The organism is Enterobacter sp. NFIX58, assembly GCF_900110475.1.
Classification (GTDB): Bacteria; Pseudomonadota; Gammaproteobacteria; order Enterobacterales; family Enterobacteriaceae; genus Enterobacter; species Enterobacter quasiroggenkampii.
In genome coordinates this window covers 263,890-284,974 of the sequence record NZ_FODW01000001.1, presented here as the reverse complement: position 1 = coordinate 284,974, position 21,085 = coordinate 263,890, and the positions used below count along the sequence as shown (strand labels likewise).

26 protein-coding genes and 2 pseudogenes are annotated in these 21,085 nt (G+C 53.1%); 4 read left to right on the top strand and 24 right to left on the bottom strand.

All coding sequences use genetic code 11. The annotated features are described in order from the left end of the window. Window positions 1-233 precede the first annotated feature (233 nt). A pseudogene (locus BMW97_RS24410) lies at window positions 234-350 on the bottom strand (helix-turn-helix domain-containing protein); the annotation flags it as partial. 231 nt (window positions 351-581) lie between these two features. On the opposite strand from BMW97_RS24410, the pseudogene BMW97_RS01450 reads away from it, so the two are divergent. After that, window positions 582-947, top strand: a pseudogene (locus BMW97_RS01450) (SOS response-associated peptidase family protein); the annotation flags it as partial. A gap of 51 nt (window positions 948-998) precedes the next feature. Here BMW97_RS01450 and BMW97_RS01445 read toward each other — a convergent pair. After that, entirely contained in the window at window positions 999-1,211 is a 213-nt protein-coding gene (locus BMW97_RS01445; RefSeq protein WP_090392419.1) for a cold shock domain-containing protein, read from the bottom strand. Window positions 1,212-1,499: 288 nt separating this feature from the next. Between BMW97_RS01445 and BMW97_RS01440 the strand changes: the two genes are divergently transcribed. Continuing rightward, complete coding sequence (locus BMW97_RS01440; protein ID WP_042719078.1) at window positions 1,500-1,718, top strand: cold shock domain-containing protein; 219 nt, start codon at window positions 1,500-1,502, stop codon at window positions 1,716-1,718. A gap of 231 nt (window positions 1,719-1,949) precedes the next feature. Here BMW97_RS01440 and BMW97_RS24175 read toward each other — a convergent pair whose 3' ends face one another. Continuing rightward, window positions 1,950-2,114, bottom strand: a complete 165-nt coding sequence (locus BMW97_RS24175) for a YnfU family zinc-binding protein (RefSeq protein ID WP_217639539.1) — start codon at window positions 2,112-2,114, stop codon at window positions 1,950-1,952. Between the two features lie 148 nt (window positions 2,115-2,262). Here BMW97_RS24175 and BMW97_RS01435 point away from each other — a divergent pair, with 148 nt between their 5' ends. Continuing rightward, window positions 2,263-2,490: a hypothetical protein gene (locus BMW97_RS01435; RefSeq protein ID WP_025910815.1), complete on the top strand. Its 228-nt coding sequence runs from the start codon at window positions 2,263-2,265 to the stop codon at window positions 2,488-2,490. 176 nt (window positions 2,491-2,666) lie between these two features. Further along, window positions 2,667-3,005 (top strand): hypothetical protein, encoded by a 339-nt coding sequence (locus BMW97_RS23750; protein ID WP_139177168.1) that lies wholly within the window; start codon window positions 2,667-2,669, stop codon window positions 3,003-3,005. 376 nt (window positions 3,006-3,381) lie between these two features. Here BMW97_RS23750 and BMW97_RS01430 read toward each other — a convergent pair whose 3' ends face one another. The 21 genes from BMW97_RS01430 to BMW97_RS01330 all read right to left on the bottom strand — a co-directional run bounded on the left by BMW97_RS01430 (window position 3,382) and on the right by BMW97_RS01330 (window position 21,079). Next, window positions 3,382-4,650, bottom strand: coding sequence for a Y-family DNA polymerase (locus BMW97_RS01430; protein ID WP_090392418.1), 1,269 nt, complete (start codon window positions 4,648-4,650; stop codon window positions 3,382-3,384). 2 nt (window positions 4,651-4,652) lie between these two features. Then, a complete protein-coding gene (locus BMW97_RS01425; RefSeq protein ID WP_062936140.1) occupies window positions 4,653-5,072 on the bottom strand; it encodes a translesion error-prone DNA polymerase V autoproteolytic subunit in 420 nt (139 codons plus the stop codon). Window positions 5,073-5,287: 215 nt separating this feature from the next. Beyond that, window positions 5,288-5,815 (bottom strand): tail fiber assembly protein, encoded by a 528-nt coding sequence (locus tag BMW97_RS01420; protein ID WP_175481427.1) that lies wholly within the window; start codon window positions 5,813-5,815, stop codon window positions 5,288-5,290. A gap of 10 nt (window positions 5,816-5,825) precedes the next feature. Next, the gene (locus BMW97_RS01415; protein WP_090392414.1) at window positions 5,826-7,151 is read right to left on the bottom strand and encodes a phage tail protein; all 1,326 of its coding nucleotides are present in this window, start codon (window positions 7,149-7,151) and stop codon (window positions 5,826-5,828) included. Window positions 7,152-7,153: 2 nt separating this feature from the next. Further along, entirely contained in the window at window positions 7,154-7,705 is a 552-nt protein-coding gene (locus BMW97_RS01410) for a phage tail protein I (RefSeq protein WP_090392412.1), read from the bottom strand. Continuing rightward, window positions 7,698-8,612, bottom strand: a complete 915-nt coding sequence (locus BMW97_RS01405; protein ID WP_090392410.1) for a baseplate assembly protein — start codon at window positions 8,610-8,612, stop codon at window positions 7,698-7,700. The genes BMW97_RS01410 and BMW97_RS01405 overlap by 8 nt, the downstream gene beginning before the upstream one ends. Continuing rightward, entirely contained in the window at window positions 8,602-8,949 is a 348-nt protein-coding gene (locus tag BMW97_RS01400) for a GPW/gp25 family protein (protein WP_069598398.1), read from the bottom strand. The genes BMW97_RS01405 and BMW97_RS01400 overlap by 11 nt, the downstream gene beginning before the upstream one ends. Before the next feature lie 38 nt (window positions 8,950-8,987). After that, complete coding sequence (locus BMW97_RS01395; RefSeq protein WP_090392408.1) at window positions 8,988-10,106, bottom strand: contractile injection system protein, VgrG/Pvc8 family; 1,119 nt, start codon at window positions 10,104-10,106, stop codon at window positions 8,988-8,990. Between the two features lies 1 nt (window position 10,107). Beyond that, a complete protein-coding gene (locus BMW97_RS01390; protein ID WP_032663402.1) occupies window positions 10,108-10,323 on the bottom strand; it encodes a tail protein X in 216 nt (71 codons plus the stop codon). Then, complete coding sequence (locus BMW97_RS01385; RefSeq protein WP_254783037.1) at window positions 10,298-10,768, bottom strand: phage tail protein; 471 nt, start codon at window positions 10,766-10,768, stop codon at window positions 10,298-10,300. Before BMW97_RS01385 ends, BMW97_RS01390 begins: the two co-directional genes overlap by 26 nt. Then, complete coding sequence (locus tag BMW97_RS01380) at window positions 10,765-12,438, bottom strand: AAA family ATPase (protein ID WP_090392407.1); 1,674 nt, start codon at window positions 12,436-12,438, stop codon at window positions 10,765-10,767. The genes BMW97_RS01385 and BMW97_RS01380 overlap by 4 nt, the downstream gene beginning before the upstream one ends. 114 nt (window positions 12,439-12,552) lie before the next feature. Then, complete coding sequence (locus BMW97_RS01375) at window positions 12,553-12,840, bottom strand: phage tail assembly protein (protein WP_090392403.1); 288 nt, start codon at window positions 12,838-12,840, stop codon at window positions 12,553-12,555. A gap of 58 nt (window positions 12,841-12,898) precedes the next feature. Next, complete coding sequence (locus tag BMW97_RS01370; RefSeq protein WP_032663397.1) at window positions 12,899-13,405, bottom strand: phage major tail tube protein; 507 nt, start codon at window positions 13,403-13,405, stop codon at window positions 12,899-12,901. Next, the gene (locus tag BMW97_RS01365) at window positions 13,402-14,871 is read right to left on the bottom strand and encodes a phage tail sheath C-terminal domain-containing protein (protein WP_032663396.1); all 1,470 of its coding nucleotides are present in this window, start codon (window positions 14,869-14,871) and stop codon (window positions 13,402-13,404) included. The genes BMW97_RS01370 and BMW97_RS01365 overlap by 4 nt, the downstream gene beginning before the upstream one ends. Before the next feature lie 38 nt (window positions 14,872-14,909). Then, window positions 14,910-15,527, bottom strand: coding sequence for a phage baseplate assembly protein V (locus BMW97_RS01360; RefSeq protein ID WP_069598403.1), 618 nt, complete (start codon window positions 15,525-15,527; stop codon window positions 14,910-14,912). Continuing rightward, window positions 15,520-16,074: a hypothetical protein gene (locus BMW97_RS01355; RefSeq protein ID WP_090392402.1), complete on the bottom strand. Its 555-nt coding sequence runs from the start codon at window positions 16,072-16,074 to the stop codon at window positions 15,520-15,522. Before BMW97_RS01355 ends, BMW97_RS01360 begins: the two co-directional genes overlap by 8 nt. An 8-nt stretch (window positions 16,075-16,082) precedes the next feature. Continuing rightward, on the bottom strand, window positions 16,083-16,745 hold the full coding sequence (locus BMW97_RS01350) for a hypothetical protein (protein ID WP_090392400.1): 663 nt from the start codon (window positions 16,743-16,745) through the stop codon (window positions 16,083-16,085). A gap of 1 nt (window position 16,746) precedes the next feature. Continuing rightward, window positions 16,747-17,103 carry a head-tail joining protein gene (locus BMW97_RS01345; RefSeq protein ID WP_032663389.1) on the bottom strand — a complete coding sequence of 119 codons (357 nt, stop codon included), beginning with the start codon at window positions 17,101-17,103 and terminating at the stop codon, window positions 16,747-16,749. Further along, the gene (locus BMW97_RS01340) at window positions 17,103-17,438 is read right to left on the bottom strand and encodes a DUF2190 family protein (protein ID WP_090392398.1); all 336 of its coding nucleotides are present in this window, start codon (window positions 17,436-17,438) and stop codon (window positions 17,103-17,105) included. The genes BMW97_RS01345 and BMW97_RS01340 overlap by 1 nt, the downstream gene beginning before the upstream one ends. Window positions 17,439-17,508: 70 nt before the next feature. Continuing rightward, the gene (locus tag BMW97_RS01335; protein WP_090392396.1) at window positions 17,509-19,569 is read right to left on the bottom strand and encodes a ClpP-like prohead protease/major capsid protein fusion protein; all 2,061 of its coding nucleotides are present in this window, start codon (window positions 19,567-19,569) and stop codon (window positions 17,509-17,511) included. After that, window positions 19,559-21,079: a phage portal protein gene (locus tag BMW97_RS01330; protein ID WP_090392394.1), complete on the bottom strand. Its 1,521-nt coding sequence runs from the start codon at window positions 21,077-21,079 to the stop codon at window positions 19,559-19,561. Before BMW97_RS01330 ends, BMW97_RS01335 begins: the two co-directional genes overlap by 11 nt. Window positions 21,080-21,085: the final 6 nt, after the last annotated feature.

The following is a 21,085-nucleotide window of genomic DNA, read 5'->3' as shown; positions in this document are numbered from 1 at the left end:
TAGGTATTTTGGAGAAAAGTTTTGGAGAGGTTTTGGAGAAGGGAAAAAAGTTATATATTCCAGCCCTTTAAAACAACATACACCTTCTGAGTTCAAAGAATACCAAAAAACACAAATTTATCCTTTGATTCAATAAGATAGGACAACTTTTTGGCATGTTCTTTAATGAATTTTACGCTGTGTGAATGCAAGCATTTTCATACACTTACGCCTTAGTTTTGGAGAAGGTTTTTTTACCGACTTTGCCATATTTCTCTACCGGAAAATTTTCTATACAGTGTGCACACATCCACCTCATAAATTATCGCGACCTGCTTTCTGTCCACGCCGTTCGCAACCAGTTGGCCCGCATGCCCCCTTTCATCTGAGTTACCTCATGAAACAAGTCATTTAATTTTAATGTGCTGGTTTCAAACTATATAATCAGCGTTAGACTGCTTAGCTAAAAATACAATCAACATTAAAACAATAAGTTAAATATTATTAGCAACTTATAAAAATTGCAGTACAGACATTATCGGACGATAATGGTCATTTTATCGCGCCAAATCATGCCCCCAGCACGATTTTGCCCCCAAAAGTTCGAATGGAAAAAGGAAGAAGACAAGAAACGGCCTTACTTCATTCATCGGGCCGACGGGCAGCCGATATTCATGGCAGCGATCGGCAGCACACCTTTTGAACGTGGAGATGAAGCAGAGGGCTTTCTTGTAGTGACGTCTGCAGATGATAAAGGCCTAATAGATATCCATGACCGCCGGCCGCTGATACTGTCACCGGAAGCAGCTCGCGAGTGGATGCGGCAGGACATAGGCGAAAAAGAAGCTGAAGAGATTGCATCTGACGGCACTGTGCCAGCTGAGATGTTTATCTGGCATGCAGTGGCCCGTGATGTTGGAAATGTAAAAAATCAGGGGAGAAAATTGATAGAACAAACAGATATATAACCTACAGTACTTTTGATGCGCACTTTATGTTTGGTTCAATATTATCATATTTTAAGAAAGAAATATATTTTCAGCCATCGGACCACTAAGTCCATTTATACGATAGAATTCAACGCGAACACCTGGTTTTAACGTTTGGTTTTCAATATTACTTAATGCAGAAACATGTAAAAAAACATCTTTTCTGCCATCAGATGGGATAAGCAATCCCTTTCCGCTCTTGAAGTCAAAACTTTTGACAACCCCGGTCATTTTACAAGACAAATATTTTCCTAATGGTAATCCAGATTTGACTATACAGGATTGGTTAATAATAGCCAACCCTATTTTAACGGCCTTCCGGAAGGCTAAAATAAAATTTGCTTAATCATTCAACACGTGCCTTAATGGTTTGGATGATTCGTTTCGATGATGAATCTAACTTTTCCAAAAGCCGTTCTCATAATCAGGTGTTATCTCTGATACCTCCTCCTCTTGAGTCCATACATATACCAGCATACGTTTCTTATCATGAGCTTGCATGTCAGTTTGAAATGTTCAAACGGAGTTTGTATGTCATCTAAAATCATAGGTCTTGTTAAGTGGTTTAACGAAGATAAGGGGTTTGGCTTTATCTCCCCACTCGATGGAAGTAAAGATGTTCTTGTTCACACTTCTTCCCTGCTGGGAGAAACATTTAATACTCTATTTGAAGGACAAAAAGTCAAATTCGCTATCATAGCTGGAACTAAAGGTCCAATCGCTGCCAATGTAACACTTTGCGATAGATAATTTTTAGATGGTTTACTTAAGCCAGTATGACTTTATCAGTGGAAGGTGATTGTTCGGTTACGCACATAATTACAACAGGCCAGCATATTTACTTACCATCAAGTTTGCTGACCGATGTGATGAAATGCAGGACTGCTGCATGAACAGTCTCAAAGCAGAGGCTAACTGCTTATAAAATACTAAAGTGCGTAAGAGGTTAGGCAGCCTCTAAAAGCATCACTTCTTATTTTATTAGAAGCGCTGGGAAGATTTGAATAAAGCACAGCAGTATGGGCATACCAATTGAGCCCCCTTTTGTACACGAGCATAACTATGTTCGGAATCTTTTGAGCAGTTTGGGCAAGGACATTTCACTAAATAGTTTCGGCGGAATTGAGAGTTTTTACGTGCAGACATAGACTTCTCCAGTTCAAATGGACTGTTACAGTACACGTTAAGGCAGTATAATGCTTGTTTTAATTTCGAAAGAGGCGAAAAAAATGAATAAACAGAATCCTTTCGAACACCTGCAGGGGCTAAAAACCTTCAAAATACATGGTGATATATGAAAAAAGTAATCATTTTTTTTAATGGTAAGCCAAGTAAAGTTATCACTGTGCTAAAAGGGGTGACATCAATACGCGAAGAATATCCTAATGGAGAAGTGATAAACCTTCAGATAATGTCAGCAGGTTTCCCCTCTTTAACAGGTGACCATGAAGTGGTCTATGTGGCATCAGATCGAGAGCTTACCTCTCAGGAAATATTAGATGCGGCACAGAAGTATCTTTGACGCCAGGGATTTAACGCCAACATTCATGAAATCATTATTATAACTACGTTTTATTATTGTGGCCTGCTTAACGCAGGCTTTTTTTAACACACACGCAAACATTTATAATTAAGACATGTACATCCTACACCATGGCAATATGACTTTATTAATAATGAGGCAACCATAAGGCTTCCATGAAAATCCTACATTACACAGTATTAATAGTTATTGAAGCCTCATCCTCAGATAATAATATCAACCCTCTTATCATGGGTCTCTTACATGACCGAAACTATTCAAGCAAGTCAAACCGAGGCGTTAAATTTCCATCCCATGCATTCATTGGTTCAGAGGGTCAGGCAGTTTTAGAGTGGGAGTCTGAAAAAGATGGAGCAGAAAAGCTAAAAAAAAGACTCTACCAAATGCTGCATGGAATTACACGTTTTGAAGAATTTCCCACAGCAGTTTTACTAATGATTTGCCCAGAAGATAAAACCTTAACCTTTGTTTCAAGACTTAAAGTAAAAAAATGAACTTCGATATTTTAACCTTCACTATCTGAAAATGCCGTGACAGTGAAAACTGCGAAAGAAAATCATGAGGCACATCAGTAAATATTGTATCATTTGCTAAGCATTGCTGTTACATTCGATTTCATGATGAATCCTCCTCAGCGGCAGGGCTAATTAACCTGATGATTTGTATATCAAGCGGCTCATCGTGAATTTCTGAAGCAGCGAGTCACGAGTGGTTAATTCAATGACTCACCGGGAGGCACCCGGCATCATATCCATAAGCCCCTGTATAATTGCAGGGGCTTCTTTACATTACAAAAGCATAGTAGTAGACATATTACTCTTAATATTCATAGCCGATAATTAGGTTCGAATGAATATACCATTTAAAGAATCATCTAACTTTTATTAGGTCTGAATACCTCGTAGTATATCGTGGAGATAACATATCCCGCTTCATCTGCCATTGCTGCTGTATGCCTTGGCCAGCAAAGTAGAGCGTTCCTCTGCCGTCTCTGGCATTGAGTTGATCAAGAACCTCCATCAGTTTATCACTAACGGGCCGCGGTGCGTTTTCATCGAACAAGTTGAGCTGGGCTACCCCCTGACTGAACAAATCACCCAACATAATGCCGGCTTTCTGGTACCTTTGGCCATCCTTCCAGATTTTGTCCAGGCACTTTACCGCGGCGTTAATGATGTCGCGTGAATCCTGAGTGGGAATAAGAAGCTTCATGGACGCTATATTACCGTAATATGGCTCGTTAAGGGCAAAGGGAGATGTTTTCACGAATGCAGAAATAAAACGGCAATACTGGTGCTCACCACGAAGCTTTTCCGCGCCACGGGCCGCATAGCTGCAGATGGCCTGACGCATCTGCTCATATTCTGTAACGCGTTCACCGAAAGAACGGCTGCAGACGATTTCCTGCTTTGGCGGCGCAAACTCTTCCAGCTCAAGACAAGGCTCGCCGCGCAACTCCCGGACTGTTCGCTCCAGCACGACATTGAAGTGTTTGCGAATAATCCATGTGCTTTGTTCTGATAAGTCCAGAGCAGTTTTAATACCCAAGGCGTTAAGCTTCTTACTGATGCGGCGGCCAACGCCCCATACGTCCTCAACCGGCACAATAGACAACAACCGACGCTGGCGATCGATATTGGACAAATCAACCACTCCGCCCGTCTGCCTCTGCCATTTCTTGGCGGCGTGATTTGCCAGCTTAGCGAGGGTCTTCGTTTGGGCAATGCCAACACCAACGGTAAGGTGCGTACGCTTCAGAACCGTAGCGCGAATCTCATTGCCGAACTCGGTCAGGTCCCGGCAGTTGCGAACACCTGTTAGGTCGCAAAAAGCTTCATCGATACTGTAAATTTCGACGCGGGGGCTCATTTCCTCAAGCGTCGTCATTACCCGGTTCGACATGTCTGCGTACAGCTCGTAGTTACTGCTGAAGCAAACCACACCAGCGCGTCGGAATAGATCCTTTTGCTTAAAGAACGGCTCCCCCATGGTGATTCCTGCAGCTTTTGCTTCTGCGCTGCGTGCGATTACACAGCCATCATTATTTGAGAGAACGACAACCGGCCGCCCTCTCAGATCCGGCCTGAATACAGTCTCGCATGATGCGTAGAACGAATTAACATCACAGAGCGCAAACATATTCAGCTCGCAGATTTAACGATGAAAGTCACGACGCCAAACACGTCCAGCGTATCTTCGCTGCCGACGATGATCGGTGAGTAAGCGCTGTTCATCGGAATGAGCTGGACTGTCGGGCGCAGCTGCAGGCGTTTAACCGTAAACTCCCCTTCCACCGCCGCAATGACGATATCCCCATGCTCAGCCGTGCGCGAACTATCGACCACCAGCAGATCGCCGTCGCTGATCCCGGCTTCGATCATTGAATCACCCGCGGCTTTGACGAAGTATGTTGAGCTCGGGTGAGCAACAAGTAACTCATTGAGGTCGATGCGCTGTTCTACGTAATCAGCCGCGGGGCTCGGGAAACCACACTGCACTAAGTCACTGAAAAGCGGGAGAGCGATAATTTCTCGCAGTTCTGCAGGCCTGATAAATTCCATATTGCACACCCTGAATACTGTTTTTATATACAGTAGTTTCATTTGGGTATGCACGCAAGAGAGAGGCTCTATCATGACTGTTTAAAGCTTCACCGTTTCGTTTCTAAGTTTCTCTTGGCTTTAGAATTATTGCGTTTGTAAATTTTCAAAATAGTGCAATAACATGAGCCAGCAGCAACATAAAGCCCGCCGGGTAAAGGCTTGAGGCTAACTATTTATGTTTCTGGTGGTGACGGCCAGCTGATCTCCTGATCATTTGTGAACACCAGGCGGTTTAGTTTCACCCGGTAGGACTTCCACGCCATCAGTTGATCCGCCTCCACTTTTGTAGCAATACCCAAATCGCTGGCATCCTGGAGTGGTGCAATTTTTTCCCCTGCAGCGGCGATCAATTCTGAACGATGGGCTTCCGCCTGGTCGATTTTTTCCTGCCGGGTAAACTCGCGCGGAATTATTTTTTCGCCGTTCCACATCCATTCACCGTAAATATTCAGGCCATCCGGCACATCGGCGGTATTGACCTCAGTTACCGAAAGATTCAACGGATAAAGGCGTGACGCGTCAGTATGGCATGATCGGATAACCCCTTTTTCATCAAAACAGATTTTCAGCGTATCGGGCTGGAAGCGGTTCAAATGTAGGTACCAGTCCAGACCATCTTCTGTTTGAAGATAAATCGCCTGAATCATCAGGTCGTAATATTCAGGTGTGTAAATCGTTAAATTTTTAAGTGTTAATGCCATACCATGTGTCCTATGCAGTGTGACCAATGACCATCCAGCCGACAGTCGGAACATATTTCTGAATGGGGCGGTAAAATAATGTATCGTTTACAGGTTCGTTACCCTCGGCGTTGTAACCAGTAAGGACACATCCAGCAGGCGCGCGCTGCCATGCATTTTTAGCAATGATGAATGACCCCTCGGCACCCAGCGCGACATCAGTGATGAAATTTGACTGCACCCAGTTAATTTCCGCCTTCGCCCCAAGCCGCCCAGTTAGCCAGTTTGACAGCCAACCGCCCCATACAGAGCCGTAGAGATTCCCGTCATAGCTCAGTCTCGCTCCATTCGGGCCCCACAAGATGTCACCGGTACGGGAGATAACAAAATCTCCGCCCCCCTCGTTACCGTTATTAAGACGAAGATCGGAATTACGGTCTTTATAAATATATGCTCTCGGGGTGCCATCTTTATTTTGAAAAATAATATGCTGACGGTCGTCACTCTCGATGAAAACACTTGTATTCGACGTAATTGAATTTGCAGTAATTCCCGCAGGGGCCTTAACTACATTACCTAAGGTTACAGCCCCGGTATTTGCATCAACATAAAAAGGACGTAAATTGTTATACCCGCCATTCGGATCACCTTTTTTAGTAAACATCAGGTAAAACGTTGTACCGTCAAAGCGGAAAAGGGTACTCACATCTTTCTGCTTTAAGCGGAGTGCGGTTGAGTCAGTGATAGCAAGAGATCCCGCCATTTCGTCACCAGCGCGCTGCACAGCGCCGGTAATGCGTTCGTCATCCCCTGCCGCCACAGTGCCAGCTTTTGTCCCAACATCCAGAACTGCTGCCTCTTTCAGCCCAAGGTTTTTCCGTGCCCTGACTATATCCATCACATCACTCAGGTTTGCATCCTGTCGCAGAAAAAACCCATCGCCCGTTGAAACCTTCAGCTCGATATTAGCCGTTTCAGACACGGCGAGTCTAAACTGGAGTTTAACGCTGATACCACTTACTGGCTTCTCGATCGCGGCACAGTTCGCTACAGCATAAAGCTCGCCTGCATCGGTCAACAGCCCGACCTCCCTGACTACAAAGCCGCCCACATCGGCAGGCAGTACAAGCTGCGCAATAAACTGATTATCCTGTTCCGGTGAGACCTGCAATGCTGAAACCGCCGCACGATAAACTTCGCGAACAAGGGCTGTTAATGCCGGGTCAGGCTTAACCGGCTGGCCGTTACCATCACCTACTACAAAATCTTTAATTATGACGGGCTTCCCGGTCGCAGTAGACTGCGCCTCCAGCTCTTTGCCTCTGTTGGTCAGAATACTGTAATACTTCTCAGCCATGGCTAAACTCCTGCCTCAATATCAATATCAATCCAGGCGGTGACAGCACCGCCGGTGTAATAAGTTCCCATGGCGCCCAGATCGGCAATCACGTCAATAGAGGTCAACAGACTCCTCAGGTTCTTCGCTTTATCGACCTGCCGCCGGATACGCTGATACAGCGCGTCATCAACTTCCTGAAGGCTGTAAACCTCAATGCGGAAGGTGTAGGGAGCCTTACGCGGCAGATCCTCCCACCACTCCACCACGGTAGTTGGGAGACTGACAGCGCTCAGTGACCGCCTGACAGCGCCGGCAGTACCTCGATGCTGATGAACATATGCGGCATCCTTAATCACCTGCCGCTTTTCAGCCTCAGTCCAGGCGTCTTCCCAGGAATCAACCGAAAATTCCCAGGCAAGCCAGGGCAACAAATGCGCCGGACAGGTATCGGGGTCTTTCACCTTACGCACCAGGCCCGTATCCAGCGCTGTGATCTGCTCCGAACTGGCCTGCTCCAGTGCCCGCTCTGGCTGGAGGGCGGAGGGCGGTAGCAGGGAGCGAAATTTATCCACCGGACCCTCCTTTGCGGGTGACGTTTATCGCACTGCACCAAGGGGCCTGCCCCGCAGCTGCTTCCAGATCTGCGACCGGACTTATCAGCCTTACTCTTGTGACGCCGGGCTGCTGGAGTGCAGCGTAAATCGCGGAAAGCGGTACGAGGCCGTTTATGCGATGCGAAAGCCGGGTGTAGCTTGTCAGCGTGCTGATGGCATGTTCCAGCACCGTCTGCGCATCCGGTCCGTCTGGTATATCCAGTTCAGCCGTTACCGCATAGCTGACAATGGTGGCGCTTTTTACGCTTACATAATCAGTCAGAGGCCTGACCTCATCGGCGCTCAGTTCGCTCTTCACTTTTTCTGTCAGGCTGGGGCTGGCCTCACCATTTCCGGTTCGCGACAGGACGTAGACGTCTACTTCCCCCGGTCGGTTATGTGTCTCCGGTCCGTAAGCATCCGCATCCAGCACATCGTTATCTGCTGATTTGGCATGGAAGCGGTATGCATTGCGCGCGCCTGCCGTATTCAGCTGTGCCCATGAAAGCTGTATACGCTCACGAAAAGCGTCATCATCTTCATAAACAGGATCAACAGGTGGCACAGCATTCGGATCTCCGGGATTTATCACCAGACGGGAAACGTTAAAGCCCGCGCCAATCTGGTCGAGATCGGCCCCTCTTGCGCTGGCAAGGAAAACTGCGCGTACCGCGTCATTGACTCGCTGAAACGCCAGAGCGAGCTGGTAGGCATTGATTTCACCCTGTTTAAACGCCGGATCAGATTCCACCAGCGCATCAAATACCGGATCCAGTTCGCGCAGGCGTGCCAGCCAGCGGGTAAAAATATCTGCAGCATCCGGAACCACGATGGCATCCGGCACCGCCAGGGCGGACAGGTTAATTACGTCATAACTACTTGCCATATATAGGTATGCCTCCGGTGCTGATAGGAAGATTGTTCTCTTTGTTGATCCCTTCAATATCCACCACACACCCCGTTTCAGTTGCCGGGAAAGAGACGACCACGCGCGTGACCTTCAGCCGGGGCTCCCATCTCGCCAGCGCCGAGGCGGTCGCTGCGATAATACGTAGCCGCGTAAGGTCATCTCGGGGGTTGTCCACCAGCGAAAACAGGTTGCTGCCATAATCACGGACAAGCACCCGACTACCTACCGGGGTTGAGAGGATGTCGCTGACCGACTGACGCAAATGGTCGGTACCGGACAGGCGTTTACCCGTCCAGCTGTTTACGCCGTTCATAGTATTTTTCCGTATCGGGTCCGCCGGGTGGCGGTACGTTAGCCGAAGTAATCCGGACCAGTTTTATCCTTGCTGCCGGATTTTTTTGAGGATTTCGCAGGATTGCGAATATCAACCACCAGGTTGTACGTGTAGCTGAACCCGGCGGGTGTCAGGGAGTAAACCAGCGACTCCACCACCCAGGCACGATCTTCCCGCTCACCAAAGCCGGAAGTGGATACGCCCGATTCTGCGGTGAGAGGGACATGTTCAGGGCGGCAAGGACCAGTAACCGTCATTTTTTGCTCATTGCGCTTTGCCTGCGTTTTTTTTGACTTTGCCTGCTGGTCAGCGGTGTCCTTCACCGGCTGGGTATACGGGTTCGCCATTGAGGGACCGTCATGATCGACTGTGGTGGTTTTGGTCTTTCCGTCAGCCTCATCGTAATACCGAACGCCAATTTTACCCGAGGACTTGCCGCCACTGCCGGTGGCCTTTCCTGTCGAACTCCCCCTTTCACCTTCGCTGTACGACCAGTTTGATACCTGTTCTGGTGTGATAATCATAGCGCCGGTCTGCTCTCCGGAGGCTTTCGCGGTGGCACCCTGGCGCAAAAAAAGCCAGTAACCACCTGAGGGTTTGCTGACAGCGTTCCACGTTCGGGCAAGGCGGGTCAGCAGGTTCGCGTCGGATTCTGCAACCTGATCAACATGGTCAATGTGGATGTCGGCAAGCTCTGTGGCCACTTTCGGCACCAGACCGTTTTCGGTGGCCACGGTTTTAACCAGATCCGCAAGTCGCAGGTTATCCCAGCTGCGCGTTTTCTGGCTGAGCACATCGCCAGGCTGTTTCTGCGCATTCATGGGCGCGGCAGTGGCATAAATCTCAATACGACGTGGCGGGCCACTACTGCCCACGCCAGACACCACAAACCAGCCCTTATCCACCAGTTGGTCGTTAAAACCCAGCGCCACGCGTAACCGTGCCCCTTTCACCGGCAGAGGCAACGTTTCGGACAGCAGCGTGATTTTCAGTTCATCCGCCTTTGCCGTAGCGCCGCCATAATCCGTCAGCGTCAACTCCGACAGGCTTTGCTGCAGCGTGCGGGTAATATCTTTTCCCTCCGCGTTGATGCTGAAAGCAGGTGCATATTCCGGTTTAACAATCTGTTCAGTCATATTAATCCCACAGACTAAATGCAGAATCCTGAACCGGCGGCGCCAGATCAGGCAGGATGATAAAGAGGTCAGACGGGTAAACGGCACCGATGTCAGCCAGTCCCGGATTCGCTTCAAGCACCTGAGTCACAATATAAGAAAGGTTTTCCGTGCCGTAATGTGTCGCACAGACTGCATCAAGCACATCACCGTCACGGGTTTGATATGTCGTCGGCATAATGTTTCAGCGTCATCGTCCAGTTTTTATTTCGGTGGCCACCGCCTGGCAGGAAACGGCTGGTTGTGTCGGAGAAGTCGATAACCACCCACCAGCCAAGCACATCCCCTTCGCCGCTGACCAGTTGTTGTGGCTTATTCTGATTTGCGAGGTCGAAGAGATCGTTGACAGCATCCACCCCCTTGCGGAAGAAAGCATGCGACTCCCCTTCAAGCCGAACCGTTCGCCCGGGCTTGCCGGTATACTGCAGTAAATCCTGTTTACCGATCCGCTCCTGCTCACTCCAGCGCCAGCTGGCCTCACGGGTCAGTTGGCTGTACGCGGTGGTATCAATCGAAAAGGCAAAGTCGCCCAGCATCATCATCACTCGGGCGGCCTGTGCGCCACGGACAGCGCCGGACCGCGACTGTCCGAAGTCTTCATAGACCGGAACGATTTCACTCACCAGATTTGTCCTCCGTCCATCATGCTGCTGTTACCCGTAAACGCCGGGCTGGTTTTCGTCACCCCCTCGACCGCATCAGCTATACCTTGCTCGCTTTGTCCGGGTGCTCCGTTAATTTCGAAACGGTATTCGAATTTCCGGTTGTCAGTAAGCTGCCTTGCCTGTGGCTGCTGGTCGGCTGTATCAAGGCGCTGGAGAAGTGCATCCCAGTAACCTCCGTCGCCGGAAGCCGACGCGCTATTACGCTGTGCCCTATCCAGGCCAAACAGCGGTCCGCTGTTTTCCGGTGTCATATATTTATCCAGTGACTTATCAAAGCTTTCATTGTCATCACTGAAGATACCACGCGTATCCCGGTACGATTTTTTCACATCGTCCGGCAGACCCGGTTTTTCTTTGAGCTGCTGTTCGAACCACTCTCCCTGGCCGTTACGCTGCGCCGTCATGCGGGCGATATCGACCGAGCCGGTCATGGCCAGCGATTTGAGCACATCACGCTGATCGCTTCGCTCATCCGGCAACAGCCAGGACAGTTTTTTCGCCAGCGCATACGCCACTTTCCCGACGAAAACTATCCCCTGCCCGAACGTCAGCACGCCTGGATAGAGATCATTGCGTAGAAAACTGACGATGCGTTTGATCCCCCCGCCTTTAAACCACTCCGCCATATCGTCAGTCAGGCGTCGGATATCCGGCGCCAGTTCGTTACCGAGCTGGCCGGAGATTTCCGCCAGTGCAGAAGAGAAAACGGTCTGCAGATTAGTAATGGCACGATTGCCCGCCATCGCGCCTTCAGCCCCCTCTTTCGTGACGAGGTTATACCGACGCTGCTCGTCCATCAGATCGCGGTAACTTTTCCCAGACTGCTTCAGCAGCATCAGCAGCTTGCTGGCCTCGCCGCCAAACAGCGAATCAAGAGCAAACGAGGCTTTTGACTCATCCTGCAGACTGAGCGCACGCTCGACGATTTTTTCAAACTGCGCCATATCGCTGAGCCCCGCTAAATCTCCCGCCTTAAAACCGAGCGTTTCAAACGCATCCTGCAGCGAGCCCTGTTTGCCGTTCTGCTTGTACTCCCCCGCCTTGTGCAGATACTCCTCAAACAGATCGCCGATATTCTCTCCGTTCATGTCGTACTGTTTTGCGAGGGTGTCCCATGCATCAAACGTCGGGATATCGACGCCATAGCTTTTCGCCACGCCGGCGCGTCTGGCCGTTTCCGCGTTGGTGGCCGCCGGGGCAATCAGAGTGCCCAGTGCGGAGGCCACAACCCCGCCGCCACCGATCGCCAGTCCCGGTGCCACCATGCCGCCCAGTTGTCCGGCGATACCCAGACCGCGGCGAAACAATCCTTTACCTGCCCCCTTAAATGACGCCAGCCTCTGCGCCTTCTGCATCTGCTGGTTTAGCTTCTGCTGTTCCGACTCCGTTTTACGGATTTCACGGGACACATCGTTGTAACGGCGTTTCAGATCGCCCAGGCTCTGCCCGGCAAGCTTTGCTTTCTTAATTTCCGCCGCCAGCTTCGCCTGGTCTTTGGTCAGTTTTTCTGATTGCTTCCCGACATCCTTCAGGCTTTTTTGCAGACCGTTCGCTGAACGGCTCCAGGAGCTGTCGATATTGCCGCCAAAGGTTATGACGGCCTTAAGGTTCTGGCTTAATCCGGCCACGATTTACCGCCTCCACTTCGTCGGTGAGAAAATCAGAAAACACACTGAATGGCATGTCCAGGTATTCCGCCATGGGAAAATGCAGGCGCCGCCCGAGAAAGCGTATCGCCCGCATCAGGCCTCTTTCGGTCGATCCGCGGGCGGGAGCATAAAAACATTAAATGCGTCCAGCAGTTGCGCATAATCCGCCGCTGTGAGCTGCCAGATATCCTGCTCGCTGAGGTTGCACAATAACGCAATCATGCGCGCTTCTTTTTCTTCTTCGCTGCCGTGGTCTTTGGAAAAAGCGATGCGGTCACGCACCAGCGGTTCGCGTATCGTCACCTGTTCGAGTAAGCCACCGTTCTCAATCGAAACAGGGGAATACAGTTTGATCACGCGGGTTTCACCGGGAAAACTCATAAATAATCCTTAAAAAGTAAAAACGGCCCGCAGGCCGTTGGTATGTTCAGTTGAAAAATCAGAGGCGGACCTTCGCCGCCAGTCCAGACAGTACATCAACACCATTCACCCGGCGCGCGAAGCGCTCGGTATCAATAGCAAAAAGCTCCCTGCCGTCTTTGGTCTGGCGGTAATAGCTCACAGCGATTTCCACCGTGATGGCGTTCTCGGACAAATTGTCCTTGCCCCGCGCATCCGGCGTAACGGTCTGCACAAAGCCTTCGATCTCCTCGACGGTGCCAAGCGCGGTACCGTTCGCCAGATAGCCCTGATAGGCCGTAAAGCGCGGGCGGCTGCCGCTAACAAAACCGAAGGCGGTCAGCATGTCCGTATCCATACCGTAGAATTTCAGCTGACAGGTCAGGGCCTCCATGCCGTCATCCACGGGGGACGGCGCATCCTGCGCGCCGGTACGCAAATCAGTTTTGACAATGGACAGTGTCGGTGGGGTGAATTCATGCGCCCCCTGTATGCGGACCCCCTGCCGGAAGAAGGTCCAGACGCGTAATGTGTTTTTTTCGCTCATGCTGCCAGCATCTCCTCAAGCGCATAGTTGTTATTCACCCGGACGCGCAGGCTGATAAGCTCAGTCGGCGATTTCGGACCAAAGTCATAGTTGATGTACAGCACGCCCGCCGCCATGCTCTCAGCGGTGTTAAGCTCCTCATCCAGCCAGGCACGTCCGCCGAAGATGGCACCGAGCCCGACAAGCTGGCGCATATAGGCATTGATGGTGCCGATAATGTCATCGGCGTTTTCCCGGTCCAGCGGACGGTCAACGTACTCCAGCATCGTTTCCTGGATACTGTCCTCGATGACGTCGGCGGTACGGCGAACAGATTCAAAGCGCCACTGCGGGTTGGTTCCGCACAGGCGGTTCCCCCAGTGCTTAAACCCGGCACGGCGAATAATGGTGGACACGTTCTGCATGTTGAGCAGATTCGCGTCACAGTTTTCATCGCCCAGAATGAACTCGTCAATCTGCTCCACGCCGAGGATGTTGTTAATGTCCTGGTTGGATTTACTCCACCACCAGCCCTTCTCAAAGTCGATACGGGCACGCAGCCCCGCCGCAAACGCAGAATACGGACGATAGACAAGTTGACCGTCAGCGTTGCTGACCTGCACACGCGGACGCAGCAGCTCGGTGCGGGTACCATAAGACTGCCGACGCTGCACAACCTCCTGCAGCGTGGCACCGGACTCACAGTCAACATACGCCACAGCCCGCAGCTTGCCGGCAACGGTTTCCAGCGCCTTGCCTACCGCATCATCCTCACTGAATCCCGGTGCGATGACGATACGTGGCTGGTACGTTGTCACGGATTTTGCCGACGACAGCGCGCCAATCCCGGCCAGCACCGCCGCACGTTTCTCAGCTTCATCTGCCCCCTCCGCCACACGCACTACCACGGTCAGGGCATTTCGCTGGTCGTTGATTTCCGTCAGCGCCTGCTTAAGCGTGCCTTTGTCCCCAAGACGCGAGAGCATCGAGGTACCGACAATTGCCACCGGGGTATTCAGGGGGAATGGCTCATCCTCGCCACCAGCGAGCTGCAGACTGAACGGTAAGACAATACCGCTACCGTCCCCCGTTGCGGTTACTTTCACGTCTGCGACTGCCCTCACGGCAGCAACAACAGTTGCGGGAGTAGCCGTCAGCTTGCCAGCTTCATCACAGCCAAGCGTGATGGTCAGCTTAAGCCCCGTAGCATCCCAGATGGCGGAAGTTCCCACCTCCGCTGGATCCCCCGCATCGGGAATACCGGCTACAGCTTCAACCACCACCACGTTCCCTGCCCTGCCGGCAATTTTCGCGGCAAAATCCACAACGTTATCCAGGATTGGCGTCCCCGTGCTGGCACTGGCTGGCGTACCGGCAGAGGCATCAGGCGCAGTGCCCACCAGGCCGATAATGGCCGTCTGGATCGTCATGACCGCGACCGTGCCGGATGTCAGTTCGATCGTTTCAACACCATGTAAATTCGACATTCATTTTCTCCAGGCATAAAAAAACCTGCTGAAGCAGGTCACATTTTCTGATTGGGTTTTCCGGTCGTACCGCCACTGTCTCCCCGGTGATCATGGCCATTGAACGTCTGACGGATCCCGCTCATTTTCCCGGTACCGTCCGAAATCTCCTGGGTCGCACCGATATTTCCGGCCACGTTCGTGTCGGCGTTTATCTGCGTTTTCCCCTGTACGGTCAGGGTATCGGTAATTTCCACCGGACCATCGAGCGTGCCTTTGCCGATAATTTTGTAGGTCCCGCCTTCCGCCAGGGTGATGGTCAGGGCATGCGCGGCACGGTCATAGCGGATCTCGGTACCGTCGCCGTAGCGGGTGATATGCTCGCTGCCGCTGCCCTCCGGTACCGGCAGCCCGCCGGTATTCCAGCCGGGAAACACCCGACCATTATTGAGCTCGCCCGCCTCCGACAGTACCGTGACCGCATCCCCGACCGCATACGGATTGGAGTCAGCCCGGTTAGTCCCCGAAAAGCCCTGGCAGAGCGGCAGCCAGGTGGTGGTGATGTCGCCCAGGTCCACCCGGCATTTCGGTATACCGTCATGCTTAACGGAATGAATAACCCCGCGCCGGACAATGTTTGCCAGGCGGCGTTGTAAATCGCCCTCGATATCACTCATCGGGTTTCGCCTCGTAAATCAACTGATAATCGTCCACATGTGCCCGGCCGATATCTGGTGCCTTACCGAGCCAGACGGCATTCAGCGGGGCATTGAACTGCGCAAACGGATCCGCACCAAAGGCCACTGACTGTGTGAAGGAAATGCGCCACACCAGGTAATCGTCCATGCGCGGATCAAACTCATCACGTGATGCATCGATAAACACGGCGGGCGCCAGACTGGTCAGGCCGAACAGCTGGCCGTCAATCCACTGGGTGATATCGGCGGCCGCCGTACGCAGGAAAATTTCCGGCCTGCTGACGCCTGCGCCAGCCGCATCCACCACCACATACAAATCGCAGGACAGGGTGACGTTGAGCTGCCCTTCGTTACCTCCGTCCTGCTCCCAGCCATTAATGGAGAAATACACCGCCGGAGTGGTCAGCCCGGTAAAGCGGGGCACGTTTTTTTCCGGGTAGGCATCGGCGTCGCGTACCCACGCAATGTTTTTCAGCGCGCCGGTGACCGCATCGTGATACTGCCCCAGCAGTAATGGCTCAGCCATGGTCCACCTCAGACAGATATTCGGGCTTTCACGCGCCCGCGCAGATCGATTTCAAAATGATGCATAAAAATCTCCATCGCCTCGGCAAAGGCGTTATCTTCGATGTAGTTCAGCATCGGCTCATAAATATCGACTTCCGCTTCGCGGGTCCGCCGGGTATCCGGATCGCGAATAACCACCGTCCGCCTGTTCTCCCTGCGGGAGCGAGTCACCTCACCGTTTTCAAACGTGCGTGCAGAAAGCAGACTGCCCTTAGGCGTAAATCCGGCGTTTTCCGCCTGGCGCCGCGCTTTAATAAACCGCCCTGTGGATTTATCCCGTCGGGTATGGTGAGGCCTCACGCGGCCGTTTATCCGGCCTTTAAGGTCTTTCACCTTGATGGCATTCAGGCCGAACCAGAGACGAAAGTTATCCAGTTTTGACTGTGAAGCACGATCAAGACGAAAGGAAAGCAGGCGCCGGCGCACCAGGTCCAGACTGCGCGGCGCCAGGGCGTCCTTCATGTCAGCAACGGCTTTCTTGCGCAGGGTGGTCGCCGTACGCCTCAGCGCGCGGGAGTATGCTGCCCGAAACTGTTTCTGGGTGGCTCCGATCTGTTCCGCTATCCGCCAGATGGCATCCACATCGATATCGACGGGCAGGTCCCGTCGCAGTCTGGACTCACGTGCCATATCAGCTCCACTTGTTGATTTCCGGCTGCGGTTTGCCCGGGGCACCATAAGCCAGGGTGACGCGGGTGCGGCCTTCTTCATCTGCACCAACATGCGTTACGCGGTAAGTGGTACCGTTAATTTCCACCTCGTGGTGCTTCTCAAGCCCCGCGATATCGGCAGTCATCGCGCTGAACGCCGGGGCCCGATCCTGAATCTGACCTCCGCCCGGTACGTCCACGGGTGCGTCTGGCGTCTCAAAAATCACGGTGACAGGACGCAACTCACTGCCGATGGAGAGGACTGCCGGAATCTCTTCGGCAAATGCCCGGGAGATCCTGGCATCCGCGTTTAACAGGCGTTGGCGAAAGCGGTTCATCAATAACCCAGCCGTACCGGAACGGCATCGACATCAGCCGCGGCGTCTGCCCATGCCGTACCTGCCAGGGGATTCGGTGCAGCCGCCTCACCCTCTTCCACCGTCAGTTTACCGTCTGCCAGATAAAGCTTCTGACCAACAGTGACCGCTTCCGCAGCCTTTGGCAGAGTGAACACGCCGGTAGTATGCAGCACGCCCCACAACCCTGCCGGAATGTCATCATGAGCGACGCCCACCAGCGCCCCCGAAAGCACAGCATCCCCCGAATGAATATCGGTCACACCGGTATTCTGAAAATCAAGGGTGTTGCCGTCCTGCTGATAATTTTTCGCCATTTTTCTCTCCAGACAAAAAAGGAGCAGCACGCGCCGCCCCGGATATAAAAAAACCGTCAGAAGACGGTCGTTATTTTTTGGTGACTTTAACCATGCCGCGCCAGTCAAGCGGTGCCACACCTGCATCGATACGCACCTTAAACGCGGCGCCGTCAACGGTGAAGCCCTGCTGCTGCTCCAGATATGGGGTGTCGATGCCATCGAGATAGGCCACCTCAATGGTGTCACGCCCCTTCGCAGCCGTCAGGTAATAATCCGTAGGGCTGCTGTCATCCAGTCGGGCCTCTGAAAGTACCGTGGCGAAGTTCCGGATCGGGTTATCAATACCACTATTGACGTCAGCGCCCGGCACGCTGGCAGATTTGATCAACTGATTTGCTCGTGACTCAATAGCCACTGGCGTCAGCACAAACTCAGGACGGATATTAAGATGCCGCTCTCCGGACTTCTGTAACTTCATGGCCTTGCGAGCATTGTCCAGGCCATCAATGCTTAGATCGGCGGCAACAAGGTTACCGTGATCGGCGTGGAACAGAGATTTACCGTCCGACATTTTCGGATTACTGGTCAGCACCGCCCAAACCAGATCGCCGATGGTGGCGCGCGCCGCGCTGCCCATCGCCATAGGGATACGGGTCAGCATATCCATGTCGTCGTTGATGATGGTCTGGCGGTCAATGCTGAACAACTCGCCGTAAGTCGCCAGGGCAATCGGCTCGCCGCGGTCTTTCAGGGTGACATACTTATATTCCGCCCCTGCACGGACCTTACGTAGGGTCGGGAAAGATTCCAGGCCGGCGCGGTGAGCGGTTTTGAAATCGGTCAGCGTGCCCTTACGGGTCCACTGGTCAAAGGTTTCGCTGGCCTCATCCCAGCCCAGCAGCGCGGCTTTATGCGCCACATCCATCAGGATATTGCCGAAATCGCTGCTGCTGTGGGTGAACGCCAGGCCGACCATCGCCAGCGGCGCCGCGTGACCGGAAATGCCAATGCCGCGATCAACCAGCGAGGCACGCGCCAGTTCGCGCAGGGTGTAGCCGTTGTAGGCGTTATCTTTCTCAGCCTGCGCATAACCCGCTCGGGTCATTACTGCAGCGCGAATGGAATCACCGACCAGATTGCCGTTACCGGCATAAAGATGAATCGCGCCCGGACCAGCGCTCGGAGTGGTGCCCGCCGCCAGCGCCTGCAGCAGTTTATCGCGGGCTTTTTCAGCGTTGCAGGTGAAGTCGGCCAGGCATTCAGCCTTCAGCGTCGCGAAGGCCGGGAACGTCTCAAATACGGCTGAGACGGAATTCACACGCTCTGCGTTCGCCGTCTGCATCTGCTGCTGCAGCTGCTGGGCCAGCGCGGTGATATCGATATTGGTCATCTGCGGTGCAGGCTGTTGTGACGCTGGCGGGGTAAGGTTTGCCTGTACCGGAGCAGGTTGCGGTGGCTGATTCACCGGGGCTTCGGCGCGCGGCGTGAAAAGAGATTTAATCTGTTCTGGCATATTCTGGTAATCCTTCAGTTTATTTTCATTCACACAGGCCGCGGCCTGCAGTTCAGGTTCAAGCGTGTCGGCGAAACCTTTTTCCACCGCCTCGGCACCGTTAAGCCAGGTCTCCGCTTTCAGCATCGCTTCCAGCTCTTCCTGCCCCAGTCCGGTTTTGTTCATGTACGCACTGAGCATCAGGGCTTCGTTACGATCAAGCCATGCGGCGTAATCGCGCATGTCGTCAGAATCCCCGGCGATACCGCCCCACGGTTTGTGCACCATAATCCAGGCGTTTTCCGGCATGTGCACCGTGGCGCCCGGCAGGCAGACAATCATTGAGGCCATGCTGGCCGCCACGCCATCCACCCAGATATCGATCTTCGCTTTCAACCGAGACAGGGTGTTGTAGATGGCAAAGCCCTGCATGACATCGCCGCCGGGACTGTGGATATGCAGATCCACCGCGCTGGCCTCAAACACCCCCGCCTCTTTACAGTCAGTGACGAACTGCTGGGCAGTAATGCCCCAGCCGCCGATCACGTCATAAAGGAAGATTTCGACCCGTCCGGCAGCCAGCGCGCGGATTTCGTACCAGCACTGACCGTTGGCCGCATCGACACCGGCCAGGCTGGCGCGGGGGTTAATCATCATCGTCCGGCTCACGCCGTTTATCGTCTGGTTTTGCCGTTGCATCTGGCATCGCTCCTTTGTCGTTGGCGGCGTCGGAATCAAACACCAGCCCGTGTTTACGGTTAAATTCAGTTTCACGCAGTCGCTGGCGCTTAACCTCCTGAGGATTTTTCCCCCTGGCCCGCGCCCATTCCGCTTCGGTCCCCGCGCCGCCACGCACAATGGCTTTCCAGGCGTTCGCCTCTTTGCCCGGATCAATCCACGGCATCACCGGCCCGAGATAAAGTGCGTTATAGAGAGAATTCGGATCCACATCCGGCGGGACTTCAACGCCGCTCAGCAACGCCATCGCCAGCCATGCGCGGTAAACGGGCCGGCTGTGCTGGCCGACAAACCACTGCTGGAGGACGTTGTACCCTTCGAAGCTCTCAACCAGTTCCTGACGCTGGGAGCTGTAAGTGCCGTTATAGTCCCGGGCAATGCTGGAATAACTGCCGCGCGTACCGGCGGCCACGGCCCGCATCTGCCCGTTTCGGAATTCGTAGAGATGAACGTTCGGCCGGTTTGACTCCACCATGCCAAGGTCTTCGCCGGGGCGGAGTTCGTCATAAATCATGCCCGGCGCGATATCGAAGTGACGCTGCCCGCCGGGGGTTGAAAACTCACCGTCATCACCAAGTGACTGTGCATCCCCGCGCTTGATGTAAAAGCCCAGTGCAGCGGCAATACGGGCGGCCACGCGCTCGCTCTCTTCATAATCCTTGATGTCCGAAAGACGGGTAATGACTCCGTGGATCAGGCTGATACCCCGCAGCTGGTGCAGTCGCTTGCGCTGCGCCAGGTGAAGCATATTGTCAGCAGAGACGGTTTTAAGTTCCGCGCTGAACCGCGTCATGTTCGCCGGATGATATTTGTAAACGCGGTAGCCGACGGGACGCCCCCAGTCGTTCACGATGATGCCCTGGCGAACCTGCTGGCCGGCGGTGCTGTTGAGGTTGAACGGCACAAAATCCGCCTCCAGCATTTCCAGCGAGAACGGTACCGAGGTGGCATGCTGCAGGCCCGGCACATTCCCCCTTACCAGTTGCGTGAACACTTCCCCGTCACGCAGCGCAGAACGCAATAGCAGGCGCTCGGCTTCCGGACGGGTAAACATGCCGGTCACTTCAGGACGCACGGACCACTCAGCCCAGAGCGCCGAAAGCTGCCCGGCGAAATCGGAATGAAGGTTTCCCTCCAGATCGAGGGGCTGGGGCTCAACATGGATACCGTGGGCACCGATAACCCGGTCTTCCATTTTGTCGAACAGGCCAATCACCAGATCGTGGTTTTCGTCGAGCCAGCGGGCCTGCTCCCGCAGGGACTGACCTGCAGCAAACACTGAGGTGTCCGCTGACTGGCTTTGTTTTTTCGCCTTGTGCAGGCGCGACGGGTTTGCCGCTTCATAAGCATTAAGCCGGAGACGGTCCCGCGCGCGTGCCGCAGCCCACCCGGGGGAAATAGCCCCCAGTGTTCTTTCAAGAATGCCCATAGAACG

Coding starts and splice junctions, on each gene's coding strand:
- BMW97_RS23750 (WP_139177168.1), top strand. CDS start 2,667: ATGAAAATCCTACATTACACAGTATTAATAGTTATTGAAGCCTCATCC.
- BMW97_RS01375 (WP_090392403.1), bottom strand. CDS start 12,840: ATGAGTTTTCCCGGTGAAACCCGCGTGATCAAACTGTATTCCCCTGTT.
- BMW97_RS24175 (WP_217639539.1), bottom strand. CDS start 2,114: ATGTCTGCACGTAAAAACTCTCAATTCCGCCGAAACTATTTAGTGAAA.
- BMW97_RS01335 (WP_090392396.1), bottom strand. CDS start 19,569: ATGATGATTAACCCCCGCGCCAGCCTGGCCGGTGTCGATGCGGCCAAC.
- BMW97_RS01365 (WP_032663396.1), bottom strand. CDS start 14,871: ATGTCGAATTTACATGGTGTTGAAACGATCGAACTGACATCCGGCACG.
- BMW97_RS01420 (WP_175481427.1), bottom strand. CDS start 5,815: ATGGCATTAACACTTAAAAATTTAACGATTTACACACCTGAATATTAC.
- BMW97_RS01400 (WP_069598398.1), bottom strand. CDS start 8,949: ATGAACGGCGTAAACAGCTGGACGGGTAAACGCCTGTCCGGTACCGAC.
- BMW97_RS01350 (WP_090392400.1), bottom strand. CDS start 16,745: ATGGCACGTGAGTCCAGACTGCGACGGGACCTGCCCGTCGATATCGAT.
- BMW97_RS01345 (WP_032663389.1), bottom strand. CDS start 17,103: ATGAACCGCTTTCGCCAACGCCTGTTAAACGCGGATGCCAGGATCTCC.
- BMW97_RS01430 (WP_090392418.1), bottom strand. CDS start 4,650: ATGTTTGCGCTCTGTGATGTTAATTCGTTCTACGCATCATGCGAGACT.
- BMW97_RS01440 (WP_042719078.1), top strand. CDS start 1,500: ATGTCATCTAAAATCATAGGTCTTGTTAAGTGGTTTAACGAAGATAAG.
- BMW97_RS01425 (WP_062936140.1), bottom strand. CDS start 5,072: ATGGAATTTATCAGGCCTGCAGAACTGCGAGAAATTATCGCTCTCCCG.
- BMW97_RS01340 (WP_090392398.1), bottom strand. CDS start 17,438: ATGGCGAAAAATTATCAGCAGGACGGCAACACCCTTGATTTTCAGAAT.
- BMW97_RS01370 (WP_032663397.1), bottom strand. CDS start 13,405: ATGAGCGAAAAAAACACATTACGCGTCTGGACCTTCTTCCGGCAGGGG.
- BMW97_RS01435 (WP_025910815.1), top strand. CDS start 2,263: ATGAAAAAAGTAATCATTTTTTTTAATGGTAAGCCAAGTAAAGTTATC.
- BMW97_RS01330 (WP_090392394.1), bottom strand. CDS start 21,079: ATGGGCATTCTTGAAAGAACACTGGGGGCTATTTCCCCCGGGTGGGCT.
- BMW97_RS01395 (WP_090392408.1), bottom strand. CDS start 10,106: ATGACTGAACAGATTGTTAAACCGGAATATGCACCTGCTTTCAGCATC.
- BMW97_RS01390 (WP_032663402.1), bottom strand. CDS start 10,323: ATGCCGACGACATATCAAACCCGTGACGGTGATGTGCTTGATGCAGTC.
- BMW97_RS01355 (WP_090392402.1), bottom strand. CDS start 16,074: ATGGCTGAGCCATTACTGCTGGGGCAGTATCACGATGCGGTCACCGGC.
- BMW97_RS01405 (WP_090392410.1), bottom strand. CDS start 8,612: ATGGCAAGTAGTTATGACGTAATTAACCTGTCCGCCCTGGCGGTGCCG.
- BMW97_RS01415 (WP_090392414.1), bottom strand. CDS start 7,151: ATGGCTGAGAAGTATTACAGTATTCTGACCAACAGAGGCAAAGAGCTG.
- BMW97_RS01360 (WP_069598403.1), bottom strand. CDS start 15,527: ATGAGTGATATCGAGGGCGATTTACAACGCCGCCTGGCAAACATTGTC.